This is a genomic window from Nonomuraea sp. NPDC050790, assembly GCF_044456745.1.
Classification (GTDB): domain Bacteria; phylum Actinomycetota; class Actinomycetes; order Streptosporangiales; family Streptosporangiaceae; genus Nonomuraea.
This window is the reverse complement of record NZ_JBITGF010000005.1, coordinates 275,630-301,169: the sequence shown is the minus strand read 5'-3', so window position 1 is coordinate 301,169 and position 25,540 is coordinate 275,630. Positions and strand designations below refer to the sequence as shown.

The following is a 25,540-nucleotide window of genomic DNA, read 5'->3' as shown; positions in this document are numbered from 1 at the left end:
CGTATACCGATATCGATACGGATATCCCGTCAAGCTGTCCAGTCTTAGTGTCAAGCCGCCACACCCCCCATCCTCCACGCCGGCCCGCCCACACCGGCGGGCCAGCGTGGACGGACCCCTGAAAGGACTGGCGAGTGAGACGCAGATCCGTCCTCGCGGCAGTCGCCGGGCTGGCCGTCACGGCCGCCATGGTGATCAATCCGGCCGCCGCAGCGGCGCCCCCGGGCGTCAACCCCCAGAAGAGCCTGACCGCCTCCGACCCGAAGAGCCTCGCCGCCGCCGCGGCCGACCGCGCCGTGGCCAGCGGGCTCGACGAGTTACGCAAGGGCGCTGACGAGACCTACTGGCGCCGGGCCGTCACGCCCGGCGCCAGCGGCATGTTCTACGTGTCCTACGACCGCACCTACAAGGGCCTGCCGGTGGTCGGCGGCGACGCCGTCGTCGTGACCGACTCGCAGGGCCGGGTACGCGACACCACCGCGGCCTCCGGTCCCGCGCCGGCCGACCTGGCCACCAAGCCGGCGGTCAGCGCCGAGCGCGCGGCCCGCGTGTCGAAGAGCCGGCTGTCGCGGGTGGACGTCACCGGCACACCCCGCCTGGTCGTCCTGGCCTGGGGCGAGCGGCCCACGCTGGCCTGGGAGACCGTGGTCGAGGGCGTCGCCGCCCGCAAGCCGAGCAAGCAGCACGTCTTCGTGGACGCCCGCACCGGCAAGGTCGCCGACCACTACGACGAGGTCAAGGCCGGCACCGGCAACGGCTACTACTACCCGAACGTGACCATCGACACGAGCCAGTCCGGCGGCACGTACCGGATGGTCGACACCGCCCGTCCCGGCATCCAGTGCGGCGGCCAGAACGGCCAGCCGTACACCGGACCCGACGACGTGTGGGGCAACGGCTCGGGCACCAACCTGGAGACCGCCTGCGTGGACGCCCTGTACGGCGTGCAGCGCGAGTGGGAGATGCTGCGTGACTGGCTCGGCCGCAACGGCATCGACGGCCAGGGCCGCGGCTTCCCGGCCCGGGTGGGCCTGGCCGACGTCAACGCGTACTGGAACGGCAGCTACACCAACTTCGGCCGCTCCCAGGACAACCAGCGCCAGGTCACCCCGATCGACGTGGTCGGCCACGAGTACGGCCACGCCATCTTCCAGACCACGCCGGGCGGCGCCGGATCCGGCAACGAGAACGGCGGCATCAACGAGGGCACCGGCGACATCTTCGGCGCCCTGACCGAGCACTACGCCAACCACCCGAACGACCCGCCGGACTACGAGGTGGGCGAAGAGGTGAACCTGGTCGGCGACGGCCCGATCAGGTACATGTACAACCCGTCGCGCGTCGGCGACCCGAACTGCTGGTCCACCTCGATCCCCAGCACCGAGGTGCACGCGGCGGCCGGTCCGCTGAACCACTGGTTCTACCTGCTGGCCGAGGGCAACGCGCCCGGCGGCGGCAAGCCGGACAGCCCGATCTGCTCCGGCGGGCCGAGCTCGGTGACCGGCATCGGCATCCAGAAGGCCGGCAAGATCTTCATGGGCGCCCTGGCCCGCAAGACCTCGTCCTGGCGTTACGCCAACGTCCGCTCGGCCTCGCTGGCCGCGGTGGTCGAGCTGTACGGCGCCAGCAGCGTCGAGTGCGCCACGACCAAGGCGGCCTGGAACGCGGTGAGCGTGCCGGTGCAGTCCGGCGAGCCGACCTGCCAGCAGCCCGGCCAGGACTTCTCCATCTCGACCAACCCGACGACGGGGACGGTCCAGCCGGGTCAGACGGCCACGACGACGGTCGGCACCCAGACCACGTCGGGCGCGGCGCAGACGGTCAACCTGACCGCCTCCGGCCTGCCCGCCGGCGCCAGCGCCAGCTTCAACCCTGCGTCGGTGACCAGCGGCAACAACAGCACGCTGACGATCACGACGAGCGCCTCGACGCCGCAGGGCGCCCACACCATCACGGTGACGGGCACCGGCCAGACGGCCACGCACACGGCCACCTACCGGCTGACCGTGGGCTCCTCGACGGTGGACCCGCCGGACATCAGCCTGGCCAACGTCAAGGCGCACATCTCGCAGTTCCAGACGATCGCCAACAACAACGGCGGCAACCGCAGGTCGACCGGCGCCGGCTACACCGCCTCGGTCTCCTACGTGGAGCAGAAGCTCCAGGCCGCGGGCTATGAGGTACGCCGCGTGGCGTGCGGCTCGACCTGCACCTCCGGGGCGGGCCCGAACCTCGTCGCGGACTGGCCGGGCGGCGACGCCAACCAGGTCATCATGGCCGGCGCGCACCTCGACGGCGTCTCGGCGGGTCCGGGCATCAACGACAACGCCTCGGGCTCCTCGGCGCTGCTGGAGGTCGCGCTGACCCTGGCCGCGACGCGGCCGAACATGCTCAAGCACGTCAGGTTCGGCTGGTGGAGCGACGAGGAGCAGGGGCTCAACGGCTCCGAGGGCTACGTCGCCTCGCTGAGCCAGACCGAGCGCGGCAGGATCCAGGTCTACCACAACTACGACATGGTGGGCTCGCCCAACGGCGGCTACTTCATCAACAACATCAACACCACGGCCGCGCAGCACCTCAAGGCGTTCTACGACCGGCTGAACCTGCAGCCTGAGGAGAACACCGAGGGCGCCAACCGCTCCGACGACGCCTCCTTCCGCAACGCGGGCATCGCGACGTCGGGTGTGGCGGCGGGCGCCAGCTACACCAAGACCCAGGCGCAGGCGGCCAAGTGGGGCGGCACGGCCGGACAGGCCTACGACCGCTGCTACCACGCCGCGTGCGACACCTCCGCCAACATCAACGACACGGTTCTCGACCGTGCCTCCGACGCGGCGGCGTACGCCATATGGAAGCTCGCGGTGGGTACCGACAACCCGAACCCGCGCGACTTCTCGATCGCGGCCAACCCGTCGTCCGGCACCGTCCTGGCCGGCAACGCGGCGACGACCACGATCAACACGCAGACGACGGCCGGCACCGCGCAGACGGTCAACCTGACCGCCTCCGGCCTGCCCGCCGGCGCCAGCGCCAGCTTCAACCCGGCCTCGGTCACCTCCGGCGCCAGCTCCACGCTGACGATCACCACCAGCACGTCGACCCCGACGGGCAACCACACGGTGACGATCAACGGAGCCGGTGAGACCGCGACCCGCTCCACGGTGTTCACGCTGAACGTGACGGGCGACACGGGCGGCCGCACGTTCCGCAACGACACCGACTACCAGATCCGCGACTTCACCTACGTCCAGAGCCCGGTCACCTCCACGGCGACGGGCACGGCGCAGTCGCCGGTGACGGTCACGGCCACCAGCACCCACACGTGCCTGGAGGACCTGGACATCTGGTTGCGCGGCCCGAACGGGACGTGGCGCCAGATCAGGGCCGCCGGCGGCACCTCCTGCTCGGCCTTCGGCACCCGGACCTGGTCCGTGCCGGTGACCCAGCAGGCCGCGGGCCAGTGGGTGCTCTACATCGAGGACATCTACGCCCAGGACCAGGGCGTTCTCGACTGGTGGAGCATCAAGGTCTGATCACCCGGGTCCCGGCCGTCCGTCGGCCGGGACCCCTTCAGCCGCGAGCGCGGACACGACCTCCGTCCGCGAGCGCACTCCGAGTTTGCGCAGGAGGGTCGCCACGTGAGTCTCGACCGTCCTGCGCGACAGGAACAGCACCTCCGCGATCTCCTTGTTGGTACGGCCCAGCGCCACCAGCCTGGCCACCTCCCGCTCCCTCGGCGACAGGACGCCGGCGCTCTTGCGCCGCACGGTCGGGATGGCGACGCCGCACTCGCGCAGCGCGTGCCGGCAGCGCGCGGCGTCGCGGGTGGCCCCGAGCGCCGCGAAGCGCTCGGCCGCCTCGGCCAGCGCGGTGGCGGCAGCCGTACGGTCGCCCAGGGCCAGCAGCGAACCGGCCTCCGCCTCCCCGGCGCGGGCCGCGGCGTAGGGCTGGGGCATGGCCGCGTAGGCGGCGCGAGCCAGCGCGAACCTGGCGGCGGCGGCCTCGTGCCGGCCGGCGGCGGCCTCAAGGGTGCCGCGGGCCAGGTCGAGCGCGGCGGCGCTGGAGGGCGCGTGCCGGCCCACGACGCCCTCGGCGAAGGCGGCGGTCAGGTCCGCGGCCTCCTCGGCCAGCCCGCCGCGCAGCAGGGCGTTGACCGCGGGGACGAGCAACTGGTCGCCCCAGACCCACAGGCCCTTGCCGCGCAGCCGCTCCACCGCGCGCACCGCCTCTCGCACCGCCGCCACCACCGCGGGGGCCTGCTCGCCGCGGGCCAGATGCAGCTCGATGAGGCCGCCGCTGGCGGCCAGCGCGAGCGGCAGGTAGCCGGCGTGCGGCTCGTCGAGCCCGGCGGCGTGCAGGTGCGCGGCGGCCTCCGACCACTCGCCGGAGGCCAGCGCGAGGCGGCCGATGACGAAGTGCGCGTCGAGGGTCGCGACCGGCGTCTCCTCGAACTGCTCGATCGCCGTCGCCGCCCTGGCGGCCAGCCCCTCCCAGCGCCCGGTCAGCCAGGCCAGGCGCAGGTCCACGCCCTCGGCCAGGTTGGCGTGGAAGAAGGCGCCGGTCTCCTGGGCGAGGGTGCGGCCGCGGCGGCCGAGGTCGTCGGCCTCGCCGTACAGGCCGAGGGTGGCGGCCAGGTCGTAGAGGTTGCAGTAGGCGCGGGCCACCTGCCTGCGTACGGCGGCCGACGGATCGGCGGCCGGGAGCATGGCGACGAGCTTGCTCGCATCGGGGGTGCCCGTCGCCATGGACAGCGCGGCCCTGTTTCCGAGCACGGCCGCGCTGACCTCCGGGTCGTCGGCGGTGGCGACCAGTTCCTCGGCGCGGGCCATCCACTTCTCGTGCACGGCGAGCGGCTCGGTGCCCCACCAGGGCATGGCCAGCCCGGCCAGGCCCCTGGCGGCGAGCGCGGGGCGGTCGTCCAGCTCCTCGACGGCGGTCAGAATCACCGGCGGCCCGGTGACCATGTCGCCCATCTGGGCGAACAGGATGAGTCCGAGCGCCAGCCTGGCCTGGCCACGCAGGTCGCGGGAGAGCGTCGTGTCCGTGAGCACCTGCTTGAGCAGCCGGGTCACGCGGGGCACCGACAGCCCGGCCACGGCCAGGCGGCCCATGGTCAGCACCAGCGCGACGCGTTCCGAGCCGGGCAGGCCGGGGTCGGCGACCATCTCCTCGAGCAGGTGGATGGCCATCGCCACGTCGCCGAGCGCGGCGGCCCGCTCGGCGGCGGCGGTGCCGTAGCGCAGCCAGGCTGTGGTGTCGCCGGATCTGCGGGCGTGGAAGGTGAGCTGGACCAGCGAGGGCGGGTCCTCGCCTGACAGGGCACGCACCGCGCGCTCGTGGGCCATCCTGCGGTCGGGGCCGGGGATGGTGTCGTAGACGGCCTCCTGGGCGAGGGCGTGGCGGAAGCCGTACCGGTTGCCGGGGTATTCGTGCAGGACGCCGAGGGCCAGCGCCTCCAGGAGGCCGCCCGCGTCGCCGGCGACGGCGGCGAGCTGCGGCTCGGCGGACGGCAGGCGCAGGACGGCGGCCGCGCGGACGGTGGCCAGCGCGGCGGGGGAGAGCCTGGCCAGTTGCTCGGTCATCGACTCGCGCAGCAGCAGCGGCACTCCGGCGTGTTCCAGGGCCTCGGGGCTGCGGTCGTCGCCGAGCGAGCGCACCACCTCCTCGACGAGGAACGGGATGCCCGAGGTGCGTTCGTGCAGCCGGGTGGCGAAGGCGGGCGGCAGGTCGTCGCGGCCGAGCAGGCCGGCGGCCAGCGTGCCGACGTCGCGCGCGTCCAGCGGGCCGAGCGGGATGACGACCGTGGTGGCCTCGGGGGCGTGACGGTAGGCGGAGCCGAGCGGCAGCCCGGCGGCGGGCAGGTCGCGCCTGCGGTAGGTCATGACCAGCGACAGTCCGTCCGGCGGCCGGCGGCGCAGGAACCGCAGCAGGTCCTGGGTGCCGTCGTCGGCCCAGTGCAGGTCCTCGATGACCAGGACGGTCGGCCCCGCGGCGTCCAGCAGCCCGTGCACGGCGCGGAAGAGGCGATGGCGCTCGGCGTCCGGATCGGAGAGGGGCGCCGGCGCCGGGGGTAAGACGTCCCCCAGTTCGGGCAGGTGCCCGTGCAACGCGCCGGTGACCGGATTGAGCCGGTCCGGGTACGGCAGGCGCCCCATCAGATCGCGCAACGCCTCGAAGACCGGCCCATAGGGGAACGGCTCACGCAACTGATGGCAGTGCCCGAGCAGGAGGCTGCGCCCGGACGCCCGGGCGTGGACGGCCGCCGCGTGCACCAGGGTGGTCTTGCCGATGCCCGGCTCACCCTCCACCAACGCCACGGACGGGGGAGCCGTCATCGCCTCACGCAGCGACTGAAGTGCGGCGTCCCGCCCGACTAAACCTGGCCAATCGCGCATGAATGACTCCGAACGGCTAGGTGAATCCTCCCGGACGTTATCCACCGCAGACACGTGGTTCAATCCCGGAACATAACTCCCGGGTTGCGATGCGGTGTCAAGCGGCCCTGTCAACGGTGGCGGCGCTTCCAGCGGACCTTGTGCGGCTTGCGGTGGTGGCCGCCGCGGTTCCAGCGCGCCCGCTGGTGGCGGGCCCTGCGGTCGCGGCCCGGCTTGCGCTCGGCCGCCTCGGCCTCTTTCTGGGCCTCCTTCAATCCCGGGGTGAACCCACCGCCGAAGCGGGACATGTCGGGATGGGCGAAGCCGTTGCTCCGCACGCCACGCAGCGCCGCCTCCATCGACCGCACCCAGATCGGGCCGGGCAGCGAGGCGCCCTGGACCGAGCCGTAGTAGGAGTCCCCGATCTGGACGCCGCGCAGCGGGTAGCGATAGGAGCCCCGGATGTCGCCGACGCTGACCGCCGCCGCCAGGTCCGGGGTGTAGCCGGCGAACCACGCCGAGGTGTAGCCGTTGTTCGTCCCGGTCTTGCCGGCGGCGGGGCGGCCGATGCTCTGGCCCTTCATCGTGCCCTTGCTGAACACCCCGCTCAGCACGTGGTTGACCGCGTCGGCCACGGGCCGCTCGATCGCCTGCTCGCAGGAGGGCGGCACCGCCGTCCTGCCGCTGTCGCCGCCGGAGATCTCCAGGATGGCCTGCGGCTCGCAGTAGCGGCCCCGCGCGCCGAACGCGGCGAACGAGGCGGCCACCGTGACCGGGTCCATCTCGTTGACGCCGAGCGTGAACGTCGGCACCTCGCGCAGCGCCGCCCCGTCGGCACGGCCGATGCCGAGCGCCCGCGCGGTCCTGACCACGTTGCACAGGCCGACCTTCTGCTCCAGCATCATGTAGAAGATGTTGACCGACTGCCAGGTTCCGGTCTCCAGGCTGTGCGGGCCGCCCTTGCCCTCGCCGCTGGCGTTGTAGACGCGGGCGCCCGGGTCGTTGACGGGGTTGCCGCGGCAGTCGCGGTAGCCGCTGGCGGGCACCAGCGCGCCGGGCGTCTGGAAGCCCTGGCCGAAGCGCCAGCCCTGCTGCAGGGCGGTGGCCAGCGTGAACACCTTGAACGTCGAGCCGGCCTGGAAGCCCTGCCCGCCGCCGTGCCGTACGTCGGCGGCCAGGTTGAAGGTGGTGCGCGGGCCGTTCTTGCGGTTGCCCGGGTTGTTGCCGAAGCGCTTGCTGGCGGCCATCGCCCTGATGCGCCCGGTGCCCGGCTCGACCATGGCCTCGGCGGCCACCTCGGTGTCGTCGGCCGCCACGCGCGCGGTGATCGCCCGGTCGGCGGCCCGCTGCGCCTTGGGGTCGAGCGCGGTGCGGATCGTCAGCCCGCCGCGGGTCATGCGCCGCTGCCGCTCGGCGGGCGTGTTGCCGAAGACCGGGCTGGAAAGCAGCTCGCGCTGCACGTACACGCAGTAGAACGGGTAGGGGCTCTGCGCGCAGCCGCCCGGCTGCGGCGCCAGCCTGATGCCGAGCTTGGCGGCCTTGGCCGCCGTGGCCTGCGCCCCCGTCACCAGGCCGAGCTCGGCCATGCGGTCCAGGACGAGGTCGCGCCGCGCCTTCAGCCGCGCCTGCTGCCTGCGTCCGAGCGAGGGATCGTTGGCGTACGGCGAGCGCACCGCCCCGGCCAGCGTGGCCGCCTGGGTGAGTGTGAGCTTGGCCGAGGAGGTGGAGAAGAAGCGCTGGGCGGCGGCCTCCACGCCGTAGGCGCCGGCGCCGAAGTAGGCGATGTTGAGGTAGCGCTCCAGGATCTCGTCCTTGCGGTACTTCTCCTCCAGCGCCAGCGCGTACCGCAGCTCGGTGATCTTCCTGGCCATGCTGGGCGCCCGCGCGCGGTCCCGCTCGACCTCGCTCTGGGCGTTCTCCACCAGGATGTTCTTCACGAGCTGCTGGGTGAGCGAGGAGCCGCCCTGGCGGATGCCGCCCGCCTGGCTGTTGGTGATCAGCGCCCGCAGCGTGCCCTTGACGTCGAGGCCGCCGTGCTCGTAGAAGCGGGCGTCCTCGATGGCCACGATGGCCTGGCGCATGACCGGCGCGACCGCCGCCAGCGGCACCTCGGTCCTGTTGGCGGTGTAGAACTGCGCGAAGACCTCTCCGTGGCGGTCGAGGAGCCGCGTGACCTGGGAGAGCGGCTCTTCGCGCGGGGCGGGCGGCAGGTCGGTGAAGGTCGCGGCGAGGCCCTTGGCCGTGAGCCCCGCGCCGCTGACGGCGGGCACGGCCAAGGCGGCCGCCAGCACCCCTCCGAGAGCCCCCACCACACCCAGCGCGCCGACGGATTTGAGGACAGTCACGAAGGTTGATGTACGACCTGGTGATCAGCGGCAAACGCCCGCTTCCAACTCTTTACCGGCGCCTTTGGATGTTCAATCCCAGCATCTTGAACTGCTCGAAAGGCCGGTGGTAGCCGCGTTCGATGTGGTGGACGCCGCGCAGCGTGGACCGCCCGTCGGCCACCGCCGCCGCCAGCACCGCGGAGAAGCCCGCGCGGATGTCGGGCAGCCGCACGTCGGCGCCCTTGAGCTGGGAGACGCCGCGCACGACCGCCGAGTGCTTGGCGTTGGTGTCGTGGTAGCGGCAGGCGGGGCCGCCCAGGCACTGGTCGAACACCTCGATCTCGCAGCCCATCTCCTGCAGCGCGGGCACGTAGACCAGGCGGTTCTCGAAGACGGTCTCGTGCAGCACCGACATGCCCTGGCTCTGGGTGAACAGCACCATGAGCGGCGTCTGCCAGTCGGTCATGAAGCCCGGGTGGGTGTCGGTCTGCACCGCGGCCGAGCGCAGGCCCTCGGGCGGGGCGGTCGCGCACAGGTACTCGTCGTTGATCTCGAACTGGGCGCCCATCCTGGCCAGCGTGGTGATCGCGGTGACCAGGCGGTCCTGGGGGCAGCCGTGCACGCGTACCTCGCCGCCGGTCACCAGGCCCGCCGCCAGGTAGGAGAAGGCCTCGATGCGGTCGCCGGCCAGCCAGGTCTGGGCGCCGTGCAGGCGCTCGACGCCCTCGATGACGATCCTGCGGTCGGGCGAGAGCTCGATCCTGGCGCCCATCCGCTGCAGGAACAGCGCCAGCTCCACGACCTCGGGCTCCATGGCCGCGTTCTTCAGCACGGTCTTGCCCTCGGCCAGCACCGCCGACATGAGCACGGTCTCGGTGGCGCCTACGCTCGGGTAGGGCAGCACGAGCCGGGCGCCGTTGAGGCGCTTGGCCTTGGCGTAGACGCCGCCCTCCTGGATGTCGACCTCGGCGCCCATCTGGCGCAGCGCGTCGACGTGGAAGTCGATGGGCCGCCGGCCGATCGGGTCGCCGCCCACCAGGGGCACGAACGCCTCGCCCGCCAGGTGCAGCAGCGGGCCGAGCATGAGGATGGGGATGCGGTTGAGCCCGGTGTACTCCTCCGGCACCCGCGGCCGGATCTCCGGCCCCTGCTCGATGCGGATCTCCCCGTCGTCGATCTCGACGTTGATGCCGAGGGCGCGCAGCATGGCGGCGGTGATGCCGACCTCGCCGACCTCGGGCGCGTTGCCGATCGTGCTCTCCCCGCTGCCCATCATGGCGGCCACCATGTGCTTGGAGACGCCGTTCTTGGATCCCCTGACGACGACGTCCCCCCGCAGCGGTCCGGAGGGATCGATCAGCCAGACCTCTTCATCGCTCATCCGGACATTGTCCCGCGTTACCGGAGGCGCTCGTGCGATGTCCGCCTCGGCGTGTTCGGATAGGTACCGGGATACCATCGAGCGGTTCGGGCATAGTTGCGAGGGAGAGTGGCTTGGTACGGCATGTGCGGCCTTTCGCGGTGACCGTGCTCGTCATGGCGGTGCTAGGGGTTCTGGCCGGCCTGGCCTGGTCGTACGCCGCTCCGCGCGCGGCGATGGCCGTCACCGAGAAGGGCCCCGCGCTGGCCGACCCGTCCACGCAGGCGCTCATCGCCGCCGACGGCTGGTTCGCGGCGATCACCGGCGGGCTCGGCCTGCTCTGCGGCGCCGTGGCGTGGCTGCGCAACCGGCAGGACCAGCTTCCCGTGCTGGCCGGGCTGTGCGCGGGCGGCGTGCTGGCCGCCTTCCTCACGCTCTGGGTCGGCTCGGCGGTCACCATCGGCGTGGTCACCGTGGAGGCGGCGGCGCCCGGGCTGAAGGTGGTGCCCGGACCGCTGGAGCTCACCGCGGGCGGCGTGCTCGTGGCCTGGCCGCTGCTGGCGGTGGCGCTGTTCGGGCTGCTCGAAGGCATGCACGGCTACCGCGACTCGGCGCTGCGCAAGCCGTACGGGATCTAGAGGGCGGGGCGGCGGGAGCCGTACCCGGTGGCCTGCTCGAAGGCGTTCGCCACACGCAGGACGCGCGCGTCGGCGAACGGGCGGCCGACGATCTGCACGCCGACCGGCAGCCCGTCGGGCGTGAAGCCCGCGGGGACGCTGGCGGCGGGCGCGTGCAGCACGCTGATCCAGTACGCCGAGCGCATCCACGACAGGTAGTCGGGCAGGCGGACCCCGTTGATCTCGCCGACGTACGGGTCCTCGACCGGGAACGGCGGCACCTGGCTGACCGGGGCCAGCAGGACGTCGTAGCGGTCCCAGAACGCGGTCATCCGGTGGTAGAGGCCGGTGCGCAGGCGTTCGGCGCGGGCCAGGTCGGCGCCGGTGAGCAGGCGGCCCTGCTCGGCGTTCCAGCGGGTGTTGGGGCCGAGGATCTCCAGGTCGGGGAAGGCCAGCGCGTAGTACCACGCCCGGTAGAGGCGGAAGGCCTCGTCGGCGTCGGACAGATCGAGGTCCACCCGCTCGACCCGGGCGCCGAGCTCCTCCAGGACCCTCGGCGCGCTCGCGGTGACCTCGGCGGTGCGCGGGTCGACGGGCAGTCCGCCCAGGTCGGGGCTCCAGGCCACCCGCAGGTGCTCCACGGTCTCGATGGGGTCGGGGTGGAAGGGCTCGGTGACCGCGAACGGCGAGCCCGGGTGGAACCCGGCGACGACCTGCAGCATCAGCACGAGGTCGGGGACGGTCCTGGCCATGGGTCCCGGTACGGCCAGCGTGTACCAGGCCGCCTTGTCCGACAGGGCTGGCACCCGTCCGGGCGTCGGGCGCAGGCCCACCACGTTGCAGAACGAGGCGGGGTTGCGCAGCGATCCGCCCATGTCGGAGCCGTCGGCCAGCGGGATCATCCCGGCCGCCAGCGCCGCCGCCGCGCCGCCGCTGGAGCCGCCCGCGGACTTCGACAGGTCGTAGGGGTTGCGGGTGGCGCCGAAGACCTCGTTGACGGTGTGGGAGCCGGTGCCGTACTCGGGCGTGTTGGTCTTGCCGATCGTGACCGCCCCGGCCGCCTTGAGCCGCTGGACGATCAGGTCGTCCTTCTCCGGTACGTGGTCGGCGAAGGCGGGCGAGCCGTACGTGGTGCGCAGGCCCGCGGTGTCGACCAGGTCCTTGTGGGCGATGGGCAGCCCGTGCAGGGGCCCGGCGGGCGCGACGGAGTCCAGCGCCCGCGCGGTGTCCATGGCCTGCTCGGCGGCGAGCGTCACGATCGCGTTGACGCGGGGGTTGACCTGCTCGATGCGGTCGAGGTGGGCCTGGAGCAGCTCCACGGCGCCGATCTCGCGGGCACGCAGCAGCCGCGACATCTCGGTGGCCGTCAGGTAGTGCAGATCCGTCACAGGCCGATCCTACGAACCGCCGGCCGGAGGGTGCTCAGCCGGTCTTGGCGATCGGGGCCGTCGTGGCGCCGGTCAGGCCGACGAGGTTGCCGGGGGCGGTCTCGATCTGCAGCCCGCGGCGCCCGGCCGAGAAGTAGATGGTGGCGAAGCCGAGCGCCGAGGCGTCCACCACGGTCGGCAGCGGCCTGCGCTGCCCGAGCGGGCTGATGCCGCCCACGACGTACCCGGTGACGCGTTCGACCTTGGCCGCGTCGGCCATCGCCGCCCGCTTGCTCTTCAGCGCCGCCGCGAACGCCTTCAGGTCCAGCTTGCCCGCCACCGGCACCACCGCCACCGCCAGGCCGCTCTCCACCTCGGCCACGAGCGTCTTGAAGATCCGCTCGTACGGCAGGCCGAGCGCGTCGGCCGCCTCCTCGCCATAGGCCTGGGCGTTCGCGTCGTGCTCGTACGGATGGAGGGTGAAGTCCACCCCCGCCTTGGCCAGCGCCACCGTGGCCGGGGTGCCCTGGCCGCCGCCTTTGCTCTTCTTGCTCACAGCCCTCATCGTACTCGGGATCTACAATGTAAAGGCGTCAGGTCCGGAAGGCGCGGCCGGGCGTGTGGCCGAACGCGTGCCGGAAGGCGTCGATGAACGCGCTGGCCGACGACCAGCCGCACCGGTGCGCCACCGTGGTGACCTGCAGGCCCTCGGCCAGCAGGATCAGCGCGTGGTGGAGGCGGGCCTGGGTGCGCCACTGGGGGAAGGTCATGCCGAGCTCCGCGCGGCAGAGCCTGGCCAGCGTGCGGTCGCTGGTGCCCGCCGCCGCGGCCAGCTCCGGCAGCGTACGGTCGCCGGCCGGGTCGTCGCGGACCATCGCGCACACCGCGGCCAGCCGGGGGTCGCGGGGCTCGGGCAGGCGTACCGGATGCTCGGGGACGGGGGCGCGCCGCAACCGGTCGAGCAGGACGGCGCGCAGCAGCGGGTCGCCCGGCTCCTCCGAGCAGGCCACGATCAGCTCGCGCAGCAGCGGCGTCACGGACAGGACGGCGGGCTGGTCCAGGCCCAGCGGGTTCTCGGCGAGGCCGATCAGGCGCAGGTCGGTGCGGCCGTAGGCGCGGTGCTCGTGGACGGTGCCCGCGGGGATCCACAGCGCCCGGTTGCCGGGGGCCACCCAGGTGCCGGCGCCGGTGCTGATGGAGATGACGCCCTCGCGGGGGTAGGCGATCTGGTGGTCGTCGTGGCGGTGCGCGTCGATCTCGGCGCCGCCGGGCAGGGGGCGGGTGCCGGTGGGCGCTTCCGGCATGTGCCGTACCACTTGGCCGCCTCCCTCCCGCTGCCGTGATCCCGGTGCCGTGATCCCGGTGTCGTGATCCCGGTGTCGTCATCCCGCAGTCGTCCCGCGGTCGTCGTCCCGCTGCTGTCTTCCCGTTCCCGGGCGGGCTCGCCGGTGATTGGCGATTTTCCGGGATATGTTGGCACTTTATCGGAAGCGCGCCAGATGTCGTTAAGGCGACGATCGTAGGGTGCGGATCAACAGGATGGGCGTGCTGGCCGCCGGGCATGCCAGCGTCGACTTCTACCAGGGGGTCGTCCCCGCGATGGTGCCGTTCCTGGTGGCGGAGCGGCACTACGGGTACGTGGCCGCCTCCGGGATCGTGCTGGCCGCCACCCTCCTGTCGTCGGTGGTGCAGCCCGTGTTCGGCGTGATCGCCGACCGGTGGCGGCTGGGCTGGCTGATCCCGGTGAGCATGCTGGTGACCGGACTCGGGGTGGGGCTGGCGGGTCCGGCGGGCTCGTACCCGCTGACGTGGCTCGCGATCGCCCTGTCCGGGCTGGGGGTGGCGGCCTACCACCCGGAGTCCGCGCGGCTGGCGCGGGCGGCCAGTCAGGGCAGTCATGTGGGGATGAGCTGGTTCTCGCTGGGCGGCAACCTGGGGTTCGCGGTGGCGCCGCTGCTGGTCACGCCGTTGCTGTCGTGGGGTGGGCTGGCCGTCTCGCCGCTGCTGGCGGTGCCCGCGGTGCTGGGGTGCCTGGTCACCGTGGGGGCGATGCGGTCGGTGGGGCGGGGTGGGGGCGGCAGCCGTACCGTGGAGGGGGCGCGCGACGACTGGGCGGCCTTCGTGCGGCTGGCGCTGGTCATGGGGCTGCGGTCGGTGGGCTACATCGGGCTGAGCACGTTCGTGGCGCTGTACGTCGGCGGTGGCGCGGCGGGTGCGGTGGCGCTGTTCGTGCAGTTCGCGGGGGGTGCGGCGGGCACGATCCTGGGCGGGCGCCTGGCCACGCGCTTCGGCCGGGTGCGGACGCTGCGGCTGGCCTACCTGGCCGCGGTCCCCGCGGTGGCGGGCGTGGTGCTGGTGCCCGGACCGGCCGTGTTCCTGTTCGTCGCGGCGTCGGGCCTCGCCCTCTACGTCCCGTTCTCGCTGCACGTCACGCTCGGCCAGGACTACCTGCCCCGCCACGCCGGTACGGCCAGCGGTGTCACGCTCGGCCTGGCCGTCAGCGCCGGCGGCGTGGCCAGCCCGCTGGTCGGCGCGTTGGCCGAGGCCACCTCACTACGCCTGGCCCTGGCCACCCTGATCGCGATGCCGTTGCTGGCCTGGCTCCTGTCCCGCCCTCTCAAGGAGCCCGCGATCGCCGTGCCGTAGCGGCCTCACCGACCCAACCGCGGCCCGGCCCAGACCGCCTCGGACGAGCAGCTTGTACGGCGCTGCCCAAGCGGGACCGGCCTGAGGCCGAGCGCGCTTGCCGGAGGACGGGGTGTCAGGGCGAGCTTGCCGGAGACGGGGTGTCAGGGCGCGGTTGGACAAGCTGGGGGCTGCTTGCCGTGCGGGCTTCGTGGCGGCGCGCGAGGTGGGTCGCGCAGTGGCGGTGGCGGCGCGCGAGGTGGGTCGCGCGGTGGCGGTGGTGGTGTCGCGTGGGCGGTTGCGTTGGGGTGGGAGCGGGTGGGGAGGGTGGGATCCCAGCCAGGGGAAAAGCTGGGATCCCGGGCCCCGGGCGGGGACCCAGCCCCGGAGGGAGTCGGGCTGGGGCCCCGGGTTTGGCGGGGGTCAGGCGCGGACCGGGCGGCCGGGGAAGGCCGTGGGGACGATCTGCGCGTCCCTGACCACGAACTCGCCGGAGACGACGACGTGGACGAACCCGGACGAGTTCGCGGCGGTGTCGGTGTAGGTGGCGCGGTCGGTGACGGTTCCCGGGTCGAAGACGGTGAGGTCGGCGTCGCAGCCCACCTGGACGCGGCCCTTGCGGTGCATCGCCGGCACGCCGGAGCCGACGACGTCGGCGGGCACCAGCGTGCAGCGCCTGATGGCCTCCTGGAGCCCGAGCACGCCGTTCTCACGCACGAGGCGCCGGAACGTGCGGCCGTAGGTGCCGGCCGTACGCGGATGGGTGACCGCGTCGGGAGCCAGCGGCCAGGCGAGCGGGTCGGGCGCGCCCGAGCGCCACAGCAGCGGCACGGCGTCGGTGGCGACGGCGGCGTCGGGGAAGGCGAGCGCCCGCTGGATGTAGGCGAAGGCGTCCGGGTCGTCCTCGTCCAGGAGGTGGACGAACGCGGCCGCGCCCGGGTCGTCGCGGCGGGCGGCGCGCAGGGCCGCGTCGTCGGCCAGGCGGCCCTCGGCGCCGAGCAGGCCGATGGAGTGGGCGGTCAGCCCGCGCCGGTGCAGGATCTCGGGGGCGAGGAAGGCGGCGCCGACGCCGGTCATGCCGGCGCCGTACGGGTAGGCCTCGGTGGTGACGCGCGAGCCTTCGGCGCGGACCTTCTCCACGAGGCCGAGCACCCGGTCCACGTGCCGGATGGAGGTGCTGTTGACGTGGCAGTAGTGCATGTGCGCGCCGGTCTCGGCGGCGGCCCTGACGATCTCCTCGGCGCCGTCGATCGGCGTGGTGGGGTCCTGTTCGACGAGTTCGCGGGCGTGGGTGTAGGTCGGCAGGTTGTGGCGGGCGGCGAGCGCGGCGACGGCGAGGTACTCGGCGGGGTCGATGCGCGGCGCGTAGCCGACGAGGATGCCGATGCCGAGCGCGCCGTCGGCGAGGTCCGTTTCGAGCATGCCGAGGATGCGGTCCACGGCGGGGCGCGGCGCGGGCTGCTGCCAGTCCTCGTGGCCGATGTGGGGCAGGAAGGCGTCGAGGTCGCCGCCGGTCTCCAGGCCGAGCAGGACGGACATGCGGGCGATGGCCCAGGAGGTGGCGTAGCCGTAGTTGAGCGGCCTGCCCTGCTGGGCGGCCCGGTGGTAGGAGCCGGCGACGGGGTAGGCGCCCGCCTCGAGTTCGAGGACGGTGGTGACGCCGTCGAGGGCCTGCAGGCGGTGCCCGGCGACGTCGGCGCTGTGGCTGTGCAGGTCGATGAAGCCGGGGCAGACGACCAGGCCGCCGAGGTCGACGCGGGTGGCGCCGGTCAGCGGCGTCGCCGACACGGCGCGGATGACGCCGCCGGTGATGCCGATGTCGCGCACGGCGTCGAGGCCGGTCTCGGGGTCGATGGCCCGGCCGTTGGCGAGGACGAGGTCGTATCCGCTCACGCGGCCTCCTTGGTGCCGAGGATGAACTGGTCGGGGCGTTGCGGGACGATGACGGCGATCAGTGCGGCGAGCACGGTGGTGGCGATGAGCAGCCCGAACGCGGCGGTGTAGGAGAACCGGTCGACGAGCAGGCCCATGAGGACGGGGGCGAGGACGCCGGCGACCTGGCCGCCGACGTTGACGACGCCCATGCCGGAGCCGACGACGGCGGGCGGCAGCGCGCGGAACGGCATGCCGAGGATGCCCATCGTGGAAAGGCCCGCCACGGCCAGCGCGAGCGTCTGGTAGACGGTGAAGCCGGCGGCGGTCTCGGCCTGGAGCATGATGACCAGCAGCACGGCGGTGAGCAGCAGCAGCGGGATGACGTAGAGCCGGGCGCGGTCGTGGAAGTAGCGGTCGAACAGCCAGCCGCCGACGAACGTGGTCGCGCACATGACGAGGCTGGGCACGGCGGCCATGAATCCGGTGCTGATGAGCGAGATGCCGCGTTCCTCCAGCAGGTAGCTGGGGACCCAGGTCATCATGCCGTAGCCGAGCATGTTGGTGGCGCAGAACAGGGCGGCGAACTTCCACACCGAGGCGGAGCGGAGCACGACGGACAGGGGCACGCCGCGCTGCTCGGGCCGGTCGGAGCCGTTGAGGTGGGCGGGCAGCGGCGGGGGCAGCATCTTCCACAGCAGGAAGCCGATGACCACGCCGGCGGCGGCGATGACCCAGAAGGTGTGCCGCCAGTCGATCAGGAGGATGAGCGGGGCCACGATGAGCGGGGCGACGCCGGCGCCGAGCTGGTTGGAGGCGAGCATGGACCCGGCGGCGGTGGCGCGGGTGGCCGGCGTGGTGCGTTCCGCCATGGCCTTGAACGACGCGCCGGGGAACAGTCCCTGGCCGACGCCGAACAGCGCCCTGATCACCAGCAGCGACGCCAGGCCCCAGGCCAGGCCGGTGAGGGCGGTGAACGCCGACCACAGCACGAGGGAGACCATGAGCTGGCGGCGGGCGCCGTAGCGGTCGGCGAGGATGCCGCCGGGCACCTGGCACAGCAGGTACACCAGGGAGAAGACGGTGATGAGCCAGCCCTGCTCGGTCTTGGTGAGCGAGTACTCCTCTCCGATGAACGGCAGGGCCACCGCCATCATGACGCGGTCGACGTAGTCGATCACCCAGACGCCCATGAGCAGGCCGACCGTCACGGTGGCGGTCCTGCGCACCTGGACGGGCGTCAGGGTGGGGGTGTTTCCGGCGAGTCCCATGCCAGTGGTCCTCCTGGGGCTCGAATCGCTTTCCGTAACCCTCCGCCCGCCGGGTGCGATTGTGCTTCGTGCTGGACCACCAAGTCGTCGGCCACGGGCTGTGCTGGCGTACAAACTGTCCGCATCGTGGACGTTACGGGGATGGGGTGCTGGACTCCGTAGACTAGGGAGGGTGATTTCCCGTATCGACATGCGCGGTTCCCTGCCGGAGAACCTGCGCGACGTGCTGCCCCGCGCCGAGCTCGACGTCGAGGCCGCCCTGGAGAAGGTGCGGCCCATCTGCGAGGACGTGCGCCATCGTGGGGCGGCAGCCGTACGGGAGCTGACCGCCAGGTTCGACGGTGTCGAGATCGCCTCCACGCGCGTGGCGAAGGAGGAGATCGACCGGGCCCTGGCCGAGCTCGACCCCAGGGTGCGGGCGGCGCTGGAGGAGTCGATCAGGCGGGCCAGGAAGGTCCACCGCGACCAGCGGCGCACGGACACCACGACCGAGGTGGTCCCGGGCGGCACGGTCACCGAGCGCTGGGTGCCGGTGGACCGGGTCGGGCTCTACGTGCCGGGCGGCCGGGCGGTCTACCCGTCGAGCGTGGTCATGAACGTGGTTCCGGCGCAGGAGGCGGGGGTCGCCTCGCTGGCGGTCACCAGCCCGGCGCAGAAGGAGTTCGGCGGGCTGCCGCACCCGACGATCCTGGCGGCGTGCGCGCTGCTGGGCGTGGACGAGGTCTACAACGTGGGCGGCGCGCAGGCGGTGGCGATGTTCGCCTACGGCACCGAGGAGTGCGCGCCCGCGACCATGGTGACCGGCCCCGGCAACATCTGGGTGGCGGCGGCCAAGCGGCTGCTGAAGGGCCGCATCGGCATCGACTCCGAGGCGGGGCCGACCGAGATCGCGATCCTGGCCGACTCCACGGCCGACCCGGCGCACGTGGCCGCCGACCTGATCAGCCAGGCCGAGCACGACGTGATCGCCGCCGCGGTGCTGGTCACCGACAGCGTCGAGCTGGCCGAGGCGGTGGAGAAGGAACTGCCCGGCCAGGTCGCCGCGACCCGGCACGGCGAGCGCATCGCCGAGGCGCTGGGCGGCAGGCAGTCGGGCATCGTGCTGGTGTCGGACGTCGAGGCGGGGCTGAAGGTGGTCGACGCGTACGCGGCCGAGCACCTGGAGATCCACACCGAGGACGCCGCCGCGGTGGCGGCGCGGGTGCGCAACGCGGGCGCGATCTTCGTGGGCACGTACGCGCCGGTGTCGCTGGGCGACTATCTGGCCGGGTCCAACCACGTGCTGCCGACCGGCGGGTGCGCCTGCCACTCCAGCGGGCTGTCGGTGCAGTCGTTCCTGCGCGGCATCCACGTCGTGGAGTACACGCGCGAGGCGCTGGCCGGCGCCGCCGCGCACGTGTCGGTGCTGGCCGACGCGGAAGACCTGCCCGCACACGGCGCGGCGGTCCGCGCCCGTTTCGACTGGGAAGTGCCTAACCCGTGAGGCTGGAAGACCTGCCGCTGCGCGACGACCTCAGGGGCAAGACGCCGTACGGCGCGCCCCAGATCGACGTCCCGATCCGGCTCAACACCAACGAGAACCCGTACCCGCCCTCCAAGGCCCTGGTCGACGACCTGGCCGAGGAGGTGCGCAGGAGCGCCTCGACGCTCAACCGCTACCCCGACCGCGACGCCGTGGAGCTGCGCGCGGAGCTGGCCGCCTACCTCGGCCACGGCCTGGGCGGCGAGCAGGTGTGGGCGGCCAACGGCTCCAACGAGGTGCTCCAGCAGATCCTCCAGGCGTTCGGCGGCCACGGCCGCAGCGCGCTGGGCTTCGAGCCGTCGTACTCGATGCACCCGATCATCACCTCGGGCACGAGCACCGAGTGGGTGGACGGCTCGCGCGAGGAGGACTTCACGCTCGACCCCGGCAAGGCGGTGGCCGCGGTGGAGGAGCACCGGCCCGACATCGTCTTCCTGACCTCGCCGAACAACCCGACGGGCACGTCGCTGCCGCTGGAGACGATCCGGGCGGTGCTGGAGGCGGCGCCCGGCATGGTGGTGGTGGACGAGGCCTACGCGGAGTTCGCCCGGGAGGGCACGGCGTCGGCGCTGTCGCTGCTGCCGGACTTCCCCCGGCTGATCGTGACGCGGACGATGTCGAAGGCGTTCGCCATGGCCGGGACGCGGGTGGGGTATCTGGCCGCGCATCCGGTGGTGGTGCAGGCGTTGCTGCTGGTCCGCCTGCCGTACCACCTGTCGACGCTGACGCAGGCGGCGGCGCGTACGGCGCTGCGCCACCGCGAGGAGTTGCTCGGCGGCGTGGCGGCGCTGCGGCGCGAGCGCGATGCCACGGTGGAATGGCTGCGCGGTCAGGGGTTGACGGTCGCCGATTCGGACGCCAATTTCGTGTTGTTCGGACGGTTCGCAAATCGTGAGGCCGTGTGGCGGGGGCTCCTGGAGCGGGGAGTGCTCATCCGCGAGGTCGGGCCACCGCAGTGGCTGCGGGTCTCGATCGGCACCGGCGAGGAGATGGCGGCGTTCCGCGCCGCTCTGGAGGGAGTTCTGTGAGCCGTATCGGCCGCGTGGAGAGGGCCACCAAGGAGACGTCGGTGCTGGTCGAGGTGGACCTCGACGGCACGGGTCAGGTCGAGGTGTCCACCGGGGTGGGCTTCTACGACCACATGCTCAACCAGTTGGGCAAGCACGGGTTGTTCGACCTGACCGTCAAGACCGAGGGCGACCTCCACATCGACTCCCACCACACGATCGAGGACACGGCGCTGGCGCTGGGCGCGGCGTTCCGGCAGGCGTTGGGTGACAAGTCGGGCATCCGGCGGTTCGGTAGCGCGTCGTGCCCGCTGGACGAGTCGCTGGCCAACGTGACGGTCGACCTGTCCGGCCGGCCGTACCTGGTGCACTCCGAGCCCGAGGGCATGGCGCCGATGATCGGCCCCGAGTACGACACGACGATGACCAGGCACATCCTGGAGTCTTTCGTCGCGCAGGCGGCGATCTGCCTGCACGTGCACGTCCCCTACGGCCGCAACGCCCACCACATCGTGGAGGCGCAGTTCAAGGCGCTGGCCAGGGCGCTGCGCGAGGCGAGCGAGCGCGACCCGCGCGCCAGCGGGGTGCCGTCCACCAAGGGTGTCCTATGAGCGAGAACATGATCGCCTATGCGATGGTGTTCATCGGGCTCTTCCTGTTCGGCGGGGTGTTCTCGCTGCTCAAGCAGGGACTGAAGCTGGGCGCGGTGTTCTGCGCGCTCGGTGGCGTCATGGCGATCACGGCGGGGGTGCTGTGGTGGTGAGCAGGAACGTCGTGGTGCTCGACTACGGCTCGGGCAACCTGCGCTCGGCCGAGCGGGCCCTGGCCAGGACCGGCGCGCAGGTGACCGTGACCGCCGACTACGACGCGGCGCTCAACGCCGACGGGCTGGTCGTGCCCGGTGTGGGGGCGTTCGCGGCGTGCATGGCCGGGCTGAAGGGCGTGCGCGGCGACGAGATCGTCGGGCGCAGGCTCGCCGGCGGCCGGCCGGTGCTGGGCATCTGCGTGGGCATGCAGGTGCTGTTCGCGCGGGGCGTCGAGCACGGCGTGGAGACCGAGGGCTGCGGCGAGTGGCCGGGCACCGTCGAGCGGCTGGAGGCGCCCGTCCTGCCGCACATGGGCTGGAACACCGTCAAGGTGCCCGGCGGCAGCGTCCTGTTCGCCGGGATCGAGGAGGAGCGCTTCTACTTCGTGCACTCCTACGGCGTGCGGGAGTGGGAGCTGGTGCCCGGCGACGGCTTCGGCGCGCCGCTGGTCACCTGGGCCGAGCACGGCGTGCCGTTCGTGGCCGCCGTGGAGAACGGTCCGCTCATGGCCGCCCAGTTCCACCCGGAGAAGTCCGGGGACGCGGGAGCCGTCCTGCTGAAGAACTGGGTCGGCACCCTGTGAACAGGCGGTGAGCAAGGAACGCGCGCGGCGGCGCGCGCTGCGCGAGGCCGAGCGCGCACAGGCGATGCGGCGCAACGAGGAGCGGCAGGCGCGTTCGGCGCGCCGCCGTGCCCGCCTCGTCCGGCTGGTTCCCCGGCCGGTGCGCTTCGCCCGCCAGGGCGGGGTGCTGGCCCGCCGCCACCGCGTCCAGAACGCCATCGTGGCCGGCGTCTTCCTGCTCGTGCAGCTCCTGGTGTGGCTGATCTGGCGGGCGCCGGCGGTGAGTTTCGGGGTGCTCGTCTTCTCGGTGTTGTTCGTCCCTGTGTTCGTGACCCTTGCCTTCAACCGGAGGATCTGAATGTCGCTCGTGTTGCTCCCGGCCGTGGACGTGGTGGGCGGCCAGGCCGTACGCCTGGTCCAGGGTGAGGCCGGCACCGAAACCGGCTACGGCGACCCGCTCGCCGCCGCGCTGGCCTGGCAGGAGGCGGGCGCGGAGTGGATCCACCTGGTGGATCTCGACGCCGCCTTCGGCCGGGGCAGCAACCACGCGCAGCTCGCCAAGGTCGTCGGACAGCTCGACGTGCACGTCGAGCTGTCCGGTGGCATCCGCGACGACGAGTCGCTCCAGGCGGCGCTGGCCACCGGCTGCCGCCGGGTCAACATCGGCACCGCGGCGCTGGAGAACCCGGACTGGTGCCGGAAGATCATCGCCGAGCACGGCGACAGGATCGCGGTCGGCCTCGACGTACGCGGCACCACGGTCGCCACCCGAGGCTGGACCCAGGAGGCCGGCGACCTGTGGCAGACGCTGGAGCGGCTGGAGGCCGACGGCTGCCCGCGCTACGTGGTGACCGATGTGACCAAGGACGGCACGCTGCGCGGCCCGAACCTGGACCTGCTGCGCGAGTTCTGCTCGCGCACCGAGCGGCCGGTCGTGGCCAGCGGCGGCGTCTCCAGCCTCGATGACCTGGTGGCGTTGTCCGGCCTGGTGCCGCAGGGTCTGGAGGGCGCCATCGTGGGCAAGGCTCTCTACGCTCGGGCGTTCACGCTGGAGAACGCGCTGGATGCGGTCCGCGTTTAGTTCGTTGGGAGGGGGCGTGATGGGCAGCGTGAGCATGGAAAGAACCGGGACGAGGGTGTTCTCGGGCGGAGTCTGGGAGGAGCGCTACGGCTACGCGAGAGCCGTCGTCGTCGGCGACCGGGTGGTCGTCTCCGGCTGCACGGCCACCGTCGACGGCGAGGTCCAGCACGTCGGCGATCCCTACTGGCAGAGCATGACGGCGATGGGCATCGCCCTGGAGGCGGTCGAAGCGGGTGGGCTGACCCGCGACGACGTCGTCATGGTCAGGTACTACGTCGTCGAGCACCGCCACTTCGACCAGGTCGGCGCCGCGATCGCCGAGGTGTTCGGCCGGGTGCGGCCGGCCTGCACCGGCGTGCGCGTGGCCGGCCTGGTCGACCCGCGGATGCTGGTCGAGATCGAGATCGAGGCGCAGAGAGCATGACGGTCGCGGTACGAGTCATCCCGTGTCTGGACGTCGACGCGGGACGCGTGGTCAAGGGCGTCAACTTCGAGAACCTGCGCGACGCGGGCGACCCGGTCGAGCTGGCGCGCCGCTACGACGCCGAGGGCGCCGACGAGCTCACCTTCCTCGACATCACCGCCTCCTCCGGGGAGCGGGAGACGATGCTCGACGTGGTCCGGCGGACCGCCGAGCAGGTCTTCATCCCGCTGACCGTCGGCGGCGGCATCCGCGCGGTCGAGGACGTCAACCGGCTGCTGCGGGCGGGCGCGGACAAGGTGTCGCTGAACACCGCCGCGATCGCCCGTCCCGAGCTGCTGACGGAGTGCTCGCGCCGCTTCGGCGCGCAGTGCGTGGTGCTGTCGGTGGACGCGCGCCGTGCCCCAGGTACGGCCAGCGGCTTCGAGGTCACCACCCACGGCGGCCGCCGCGGCACCGGGATCGACGCCGTCGAGTGGGCGGCCCGGGGCGAGGAGCTCGGCGTGGGCGAGATCCTGCTCAATTCGATGGACGGCGACGGCACCCTCGACGGCTACGACCTGGAGATGATCCGGGCGGTGCGAGCCGCGGTCCGGGTCCCGGTGATCGCCAGCGGCGGGGCGGGACGGCTGGAGGACTTCCCTCCGGCGGTCGCGGAGGGGGCCGACGCGGTGCTGGCGGCCTCGGTCTTCCACTTCGGCACCCTGAAGATCTCCGAGGTCAAGGACACCCTGCGCACGGCCGGATACCCGGTCAGAGGCTGACCGGCGGCGTCCCGAGGCACTTCCGGCCCCGGGACGCCGCCGCGCGCCGGACCGGCCCGAAGATCCAGCGCTTCGGGCCGGTCCTGGCGTCGGCGGGCGCTCCGAGGCGGGCCCGGCGTTTCGCGCCGGACCCGATGTTTCGCTCCGGACCTGGTGTTTCGCTCCGGCCCGGCGTTTGGAGTGGTGTCAGAAGGCGCGCACGTGGTTGTAGAGCTCGAAGGCGGCGTCGCGTTCGCCGAAGGCCGCCGCCTCCGAGCGTTTGACCGTCAGGTACGCGCGGGCGCGCAGGTCGCCCAGGGCCGCCATCAGCACTTCGTCGGCCTCCAGCGCGTCCAGGGCCTCGGTCAGGGTGGCCGGGAGGCGGGGGTGGCGGCCGGGCTCGGTGTCGGGGTCCACGGTGACCGCCTCGCCCGGGTCGAGCTTGCGGCGCAGGCCGTCCAGCCCGGCGTGGATGACGGCGCCCAGCGACAGGTAGGGGTTGGCCGAGGAGTCCGAGGGCTTCAGCTCCAGGTTCGTCTCGCCGGTGGCGCCCAGCGGTGAGCACACGCGGACGGCGGCCTCGCGGTTGTCGGGCCCGTGGACGGCGTAGCCGCTGGACCACATGCGCGGGCCCAGGCGGCGGAAGCTGTTGACGCTGCCGCAGGTCAGCGCGGTCAGGGCGGGCAGGTGGGCGAGCAGGCCGCCGATGAACCAGCCGCGCACGTCGTCGTCGGCGAACACGTTGCGGCCTTCGCGCCACAGCGACAGGTGGAGATGGGCGCCGTTGCCCGCCTGGTCGGCCAGGGGTTTCGGGGCCAGGGAGGCCCACATGGCCATGCGGACGGCGACGCCGCGTACCGTCTCGCGGTAGAGGACGTGGTTGTCGGCCGCGCGCAGGGCGGGAGCGTGGTGGACGGACAGCTCCTGTTGGCCGGGGCCGAGTTCCGGATGGTAGTGCTCGACCTGGAGCCCCTGCTTCTCCAGGGCGTGGATCAGGCGCATGGTGTAGTCGTGGGCGGTGTCGAAGCCGGTGGCGGCGTAGCACAGCGTGTCGTCGAGGGGGAGGAGCCGGTCGGGTCCGCCGTCGGGGTCGGGCAGGCGGCGGCCGAGCGTGAACTCCGGCTCGAAGGCGGCCACCAGTGTGTAGCCCTCGGTTTCGAGGGTAGTGATGGCGTCCTTGAGGAAAGTGCGCGGGCAGGCGCCCCACGGGCTGCCGTCGGCCTGGCGCTGGTCGGCCATCATCGCGGCGGCGCCGGGCGCGTAAGGGAGCGGCACGAAGGTCGCGGGGTCAGGCACGAGCCTGACCTCGCCGACGGGTCCGAGCTGCTCGACCTCCTGGAGCTGGTCGAGCATGTTCATCGCCATCATGGCCACCGTGTGCCCGATTCCCGACTCCAGCCGCTCGGCCAGCCGCGAGCGTGACGCCGCCTTGCCGCGGATGACGCCGCCGTGGTCGGCGTAGAGGAACCGGATCAGCTCGATCCCATCGATCTCCGCGCGCTCCAGAATGCGGTTGACGGCGGGATCAGGCTGACGGACCCTGGTGACGCTCTGACGATCTCCCATCCTGTCTGCGTAGCACGAA

General features: G+C 72.7%; 21 protein-coding genes. 12 read left to right on the top strand and 9 right to left on the bottom strand.

What is annotated here, in order from left to right:
• Positions 1 to 134 precede the first annotated feature (134 nt).
• Positions 135 to 3,533 (top strand): M28 family peptidase, encoded by a 3,399-nt coding sequence (locus tag ACIBEJ_RS26665; protein ID WP_397185545.1) that lies wholly within the window; start codon positions 135 to 137, stop codon positions 3,531 to 3,533.
• Here the strand turns inward: ACIBEJ_RS26665 and ACIBEJ_RS26660 are convergent, their stop codons facing one another.
• The 3 genes from ACIBEJ_RS26660 to murA form a co-directional block, all read right to left on the bottom strand.
• Complete coding sequence (locus ACIBEJ_RS26660; RefSeq protein WP_397185544.1) at positions 3,534 to 6,395, bottom strand: AAA family ATPase; 2,862 nt, start codon at positions 6,393 to 6,395, stop codon at positions 3,534 to 3,536.
• Between the two features lie 110 nt (positions 6,396 to 6,505).
• Entirely contained in the window at positions 6,506 to 8,719 is a 2,214-nt protein-coding gene (locus ACIBEJ_RS26655) for a transglycosylase domain-containing protein (RefSeq protein WP_397185543.1), read from the bottom strand.
• A 52-nt stretch (positions 8,720 to 8,771) separates the two neighbouring features.
• The gene (murA, locus tag ACIBEJ_RS26650) at positions 8,772 to 10,082 is read right to left on the bottom strand and encodes a UDP-N-acetylglucosamine 1-carboxyvinyltransferase (RefSeq protein WP_397185542.1); all 1,311 of its coding nucleotides are present in this window, start codon (positions 10,080 to 10,082) and stop codon (positions 8,772 to 8,774) included.
• Positions 10,083 to 10,222: 140 nt separating this feature from the next.
• On the opposite strand from murA, the gene ACIBEJ_RS26645 reads away from it, so the two are divergent.
• Positions 10,223 to 10,699 carry a hypothetical protein gene (locus tag ACIBEJ_RS26645; RefSeq protein WP_397185541.1) on the top strand — a complete coding sequence of 159 codons (477 nt, stop codon included), beginning with the start codon at positions 10,223 to 10,225 and terminating at the stop codon, positions 10,697 to 10,699.
• Here ACIBEJ_RS26645 and ACIBEJ_RS26640 read toward each other — a convergent pair.
• From ACIBEJ_RS26640 to ACIBEJ_RS26630, 3 genes are read right to left on the bottom strand one after another with little or no spacing between them, the layout of a single operon-like run.
• Complete coding sequence (locus ACIBEJ_RS26640) at positions 10,696 to 12,066, bottom strand: amidase (protein ID WP_397185540.1); 1,371 nt, start codon at positions 12,064 to 12,066, stop codon at positions 10,696 to 10,698. The genes ACIBEJ_RS26645 and ACIBEJ_RS26640 overlap by 4 nt on opposite strands.
• 34 nt (positions 12,067 to 12,100) lie before the next feature.
• A complete protein-coding gene (gene ybaK / locus ACIBEJ_RS26635; protein WP_397185539.1) occupies positions 12,101 to 12,601 on the bottom strand; it encodes a Cys-tRNA(Pro) deacylase in 501 nt (166 codons plus the stop codon).
• A gap of 37 nt (positions 12,602 to 12,638) precedes the next feature.
• On the bottom strand, positions 12,639 to 13,349 hold the full coding sequence (locus ACIBEJ_RS26630) for an AraC family transcriptional regulator (RefSeq protein WP_397185538.1): 711 nt from the start codon (positions 13,347 to 13,349) through the stop codon (positions 12,639 to 12,641).
• Positions 13,350 to 13,569: 220 nt separating this feature from the next.
• Between ACIBEJ_RS26630 and ACIBEJ_RS26625 the strand changes: the two genes are divergently transcribed.
• A complete protein-coding gene (locus ACIBEJ_RS26625; RefSeq protein ID WP_397185537.1) occupies positions 13,570 to 14,691 on the top strand; it encodes an MFS transporter in 1,122 nt (373 codons plus the stop codon).
• A 402-nt stretch (positions 14,692 to 15,093) separates the two neighbouring features.
• On the opposite strand, the gene ACIBEJ_RS26620 is transcribed toward ACIBEJ_RS26625, so the two are convergent.
• Both ACIBEJ_RS26620 and ACIBEJ_RS26615 read right to left on the bottom strand, forming a co-directional pair.
• The gene (locus ACIBEJ_RS26620; protein ID WP_397185536.1) at positions 15,094 to 16,563 is read right to left on the bottom strand and encodes an amidohydrolase family protein; all 1,470 of its coding nucleotides are present in this window, start codon (positions 16,561 to 16,563) and stop codon (positions 15,094 to 15,096) included.
• Positions 16,560 to 17,813 (bottom strand): MFS transporter, encoded by a 1,254-nt coding sequence (locus ACIBEJ_RS26615; protein WP_397185535.1) that lies wholly within the window; start codon positions 17,811 to 17,813, stop codon positions 16,560 to 16,562. The genes ACIBEJ_RS26620 and ACIBEJ_RS26615 overlap by 4 nt, the downstream gene beginning before the upstream one ends.
• Before the next feature lie 172 nt (positions 17,814 to 17,985).
• Between ACIBEJ_RS26615 and hisD the strand changes: the two genes are divergently transcribed.
• From hisD to hisF, 9 genes are read left to right on the top strand one after another with little or no spacing between them, the layout of a single operon-like run.
• Positions 17,986 to 19,296: a histidinol dehydrogenase gene (gene hisD / locus ACIBEJ_RS26610; RefSeq protein ID WP_397185534.1), complete on the top strand. Its 1,311-nt coding sequence runs from the start codon at positions 17,986 to 17,988 to the stop codon at positions 19,294 to 19,296.
• Positions 19,293 to 20,363 carry a histidinol-phosphate transaminase gene (locus ACIBEJ_RS26605; protein WP_397185533.1) on the top strand — a complete coding sequence of 357 codons (1,071 nt, stop codon included), beginning with the start codon at positions 19,293 to 19,295 and terminating at the stop codon, positions 20,361 to 20,363. Before hisD ends, ACIBEJ_RS26605 begins: the two co-directional genes overlap by 4 nt.
• Positions 20,360 to 20,953 (top strand): imidazoleglycerol-phosphate dehydratase HisB, encoded by a 594-nt coding sequence (gene hisB / locus ACIBEJ_RS26600; RefSeq protein ID WP_397185532.1) that lies wholly within the window; start codon positions 20,360 to 20,362, stop codon positions 20,951 to 20,953. The genes ACIBEJ_RS26605 and hisB overlap by 4 nt, the downstream gene beginning before the upstream one ends.
• On the top strand, positions 20,950 to 21,105 hold the full coding sequence (locus tag ACIBEJ_RS26595; RefSeq protein WP_397185531.1) for a hypothetical protein: 156 nt from the start codon (positions 20,950 to 20,952) through the stop codon (positions 21,103 to 21,105). The genes hisB and ACIBEJ_RS26595 overlap by 4 nt, the downstream gene beginning before the upstream one ends.
• On the top strand, positions 21,102 to 21,731 hold the full coding sequence (gene hisH / locus ACIBEJ_RS26590; protein ID WP_397185530.1) for an imidazole glycerol phosphate synthase subunit HisH: 630 nt from the start codon (positions 21,102 to 21,104) through the stop codon (positions 21,729 to 21,731). The genes ACIBEJ_RS26595 and hisH overlap by 4 nt, the downstream gene beginning before the upstream one ends.
• Before the next feature lie 7 nt (positions 21,732 to 21,738).
• Positions 21,739 to 22,068, top strand: a complete 330-nt coding sequence (locus ACIBEJ_RS26585; RefSeq protein ID WP_397185529.1) for a hypothetical protein — start codon at positions 21,739 to 21,741, stop codon at positions 22,066 to 22,068.
• Positions 22,069 to 22,791, top strand: a complete 723-nt coding sequence (gene priA / locus ACIBEJ_RS26580; RefSeq protein ID WP_397185528.1) for a bifunctional 1-(5-phosphoribosyl)-5-((5-phosphoribosylamino)methylideneamino)imidazole-4-carboxamide isomerase/phosphoribosylanthranilate isomerase PriA — start codon at positions 22,069 to 22,071, stop codon at positions 22,789 to 22,791.
• Positions 22,792 to 22,825: 34 nt separating this feature from the next.
• Positions 22,826 to 23,215: a Rid family hydrolase gene (locus tag ACIBEJ_RS26575; protein WP_397186095.1), complete on the top strand. Its 390-nt coding sequence runs from the start codon at positions 22,826 to 22,828 to the stop codon at positions 23,213 to 23,215.
• On the top strand, positions 23,212 to 23,976 hold the full coding sequence (hisF, locus tag ACIBEJ_RS26570; protein ID WP_184960805.1) for an imidazole glycerol phosphate synthase subunit HisF: 765 nt from the start codon (positions 23,212 to 23,214) through the stop codon (positions 23,974 to 23,976). The genes ACIBEJ_RS26575 and hisF overlap by 4 nt, the downstream gene beginning before the upstream one ends.
• Positions 23,977 to 24,162: 186 nt before the next feature.
• On the opposite strand, the gene ACIBEJ_RS26565 is transcribed toward hisF, so the two are convergent.
• Entirely contained in the window at positions 24,163 to 25,521 is a 1,359-nt protein-coding gene (locus tag ACIBEJ_RS26565) for a glutamine synthetase family protein (RefSeq protein ID WP_397185527.1), read from the bottom strand.
• Between the last annotated feature and the right edge of the window lie 19 nt (positions 25,522 to 25,540).